This is a genomic window from Bradyrhizobium sp., assembly GCF_049798375.1.
In the GTDB taxonomy this organism is placed as follows: domain Bacteria; phylum Pseudomonadota; class Alphaproteobacteria; order Rhizobiales; family Xanthobacteraceae; genus Bradyrhizobium.
On the sequence record NZ_JBARGP010000630.1, the window covers coordinates 1 to 2,572 of the forward strand.

2 protein-coding genes are annotated in these 2,572 nt (G+C 62.4%); both read right to left on the bottom strand.

What is annotated here, in order from left to right:
• Positions 1–123: 123 nt before the first annotated feature.
• On the bottom strand, positions 124–2,163 hold the full coding sequence (locus tag WA702_RS24860) for an acyltransferase family protein (RefSeq protein ID WP_425113194.1): 2,040 nt from the start codon (positions 2,161–2,163) through the stop codon (positions 124–126).
• Positions 2,164–2,408: 245 nt separating this feature from the next.
• Positions 2,409–2,572: M23 family metallopeptidase (locus WA702_RS24865; RefSeq protein ID WP_425113195.1), on the bottom strand; the 164-nt coding region annotated here is incomplete at its 5' end.

The following is a 2,572-nucleotide window of genomic DNA, read 5'->3' on the forward strand; positions in this document are numbered from 1 at the left end:
CTCCAGCACGCTCATGTCGGGTCTCGGCATGGTGCCCGCAGGATAGACGACCGCAGGTGTGGCCGCGCGGCGTGACGCAGCATCAGCGGGGGAGGGCGGACGTTCTGAAGCCATTGCCAGCCTTCAACGTGGCGGGCTGGCGCTAGCTTCTACCCGGGCCGGCGCCGCATCTGGCTTTGTCGAGGGCTCTGGCGTTCGATCCAGCTTCTGCAGGAACAGATCCAGTTGCGGCCGCAATCGGTCGATGAGATAGGTCGAGCCTTCGGGCGTGAGATGCAGCACGTCCCAGAGCATCGGCGTCTCGGAATCGACCGTCAACGGGCAGTCACGTTTGGTGCAGAGCGCGTCCAGGACGGAGACGAAACGGACGTTGTCGTAGAGCAGCGCCAGGCGCTTAAGCCGGGTGTCCGCCTCGAAGGCGGCCGGGATCACCTTGAGGGCGTCTCCGACAGGTGTATGGGTCTGCGCCTGACGCACCAAGGTCGGTGGAAGCGGAGCCGAAAACTCCATCCCCGGACCGAGTAGCAGCACGGGAATGCTGGCATCACGCGTGGCCGACAAGGTGGCATCCAGATAGACGTCAAAAAGGTTGCTAAGTCCGTCGCGTGCGTGCGGGCTCGGCGGCAATTTACCAAACTGGGCGTAGTAGCTCCAATGGCCGGCCAGAAGCACGGCCGACACACGATGCTCTTTCAGAACGCTGGCGAAGGTGGCGTTGATCTCATCGCAGTTCTTCGAAAAGGCCTGTTTGATGCCGATGAAGGGCGCACAGGCGCCAGAGTTGAGCTGCAGCAGGTTATAGCGCTGCGGATCGAGATATTTGCGCAACGCCGGACTCAGATGGGCAGCCGTGCTGTCGCCCATCAGGAGGATGTTGATCCTGCCAGCGACCGGGGTCAGGCACGCGGAAATATCGTAGCTTGCAAACGATTCTTGCGGCTCAAGGAAGCAGGTGTGCTCGCGATAGAGCGGCCCCATGTTCGCAATGGTATATCTCAGCATCCGCTGCTCTGCCTGCGCGTATCGGGTCGGGAAGCCCTGCGCGGCAAAGCCGCCGGCGCAGATGACGACCAGGAGCGCGGCGGCGGTCGCGACCAAACCGGACACGCGCAAACCGGCCCAGCGTACCGTCTTGCGCGGCGGCGTTTCCACGAACCGATAGGAGAGATAGCCCAATAGCAACGAGCCTGCGAGCAGCGCTGCGACGGATAATGGCGAGCCCACCCATGCCAACGGCATCGCCGCATTTCCGAGCAGGAAGATCGGCCAATGCCAGAGATAGAGCGAGTATGACATCTTGCCGAGGAACAGGCCGATGTCGCGCGCCGGCAGCGGAACCGGCCGCCCGCTCTCGCGATTGAACGCGACAATGAACAGCGCCGCACCGAGGCAGGGTACCAGCGCATGCAGGCCTGGGAAACGGACCTCGGCCGTGAATGCCACGATCGGCATCAGCATTAGAGCGCCACCTACCACAGCGCAGGTGCAACGCGCTCCAAAGCCGGAGGGCGACCAGCGCTGTGCAAACAGAGTCAGGCCGCCGATCAGAAACTCCCAGGCGCGCAGCGGCGAGAGATAGAACGCGGCCTCGGCCCAATTTTTGATCAACAACTCATCCGCCGCGCACAGCGCCACGGTGCCGGCGAGCAGTAGCGCAATCGACATGCGCGAGGTCGGGTCGCGAAAGCGTTTGCTCCACAGCCACGTCGCCAGCGGAAAGAAGAAGTAGAACTGCTCCTCGACCGACAGCGACCAGGTGTGGATCAGCACCTTGCCGATTGTTGGAAGCTCGAAATAGCTGCTGTTGAACCAGAAGAAGATGTTCGATGAAAACAGCAGCGTCGCGACCGCGCTGCCGAAGAAGGTTCGGTAGTCAGCCGGGGGCGCCAGGAACCAGGCCGCGACGCCGGTGATGGCGATCATCACATACAATGCCGGCAGCAGGCGCCGGGCACGGCGATCGTAGAACTGCCAGAACGAGAACGAGTCGGCGTGCAGGCCGGACCAGATCAGGCGGGAGATCAAATAGCCGGAGATGACGAAGAAGATGTCGACGCCGATGAAGCCGCCGCCAAATCCCGGGATGCCGTAGTGAAAGCCGATGACAGAGACAACGGCGATCGCGCGTAGATAGTCGATGTCGGCACGGAATTGGAGCTGCATGAGATCAGGACGGTCTTGAGTGCCACAATCGGAGATTGCGCGGGCCGCAAGACAACCCGATGGTACCGCTGACATAGTCCGCTACACGCAGCAACAAGAAATGGCCAAGTGAAATGGCTTGACACGAGTTTGCGGGTCTACAGATGCGGACGCGCCACAGCTGTTGCTGGGAAATCAACCGTTTAGTCGCATAGCCAGCGGAGAGCTGTTCCTTCCGCCGGGGCGCCGACGCGTCCGGTGGTAAGTTAACCCGCCGCGAGCCGCACGCCGGCGCGCAAAAACTTCTGCGGATCGACCGCTTCGCCGTCGATGCGGGTTTCGTAATGCAGGTGCGGACCCGTGGAGCGGCCGGTTGAGCCGACCTGACCGACGACATCGCCGATCTTGACCTGCTGGCCGACCTTGACGC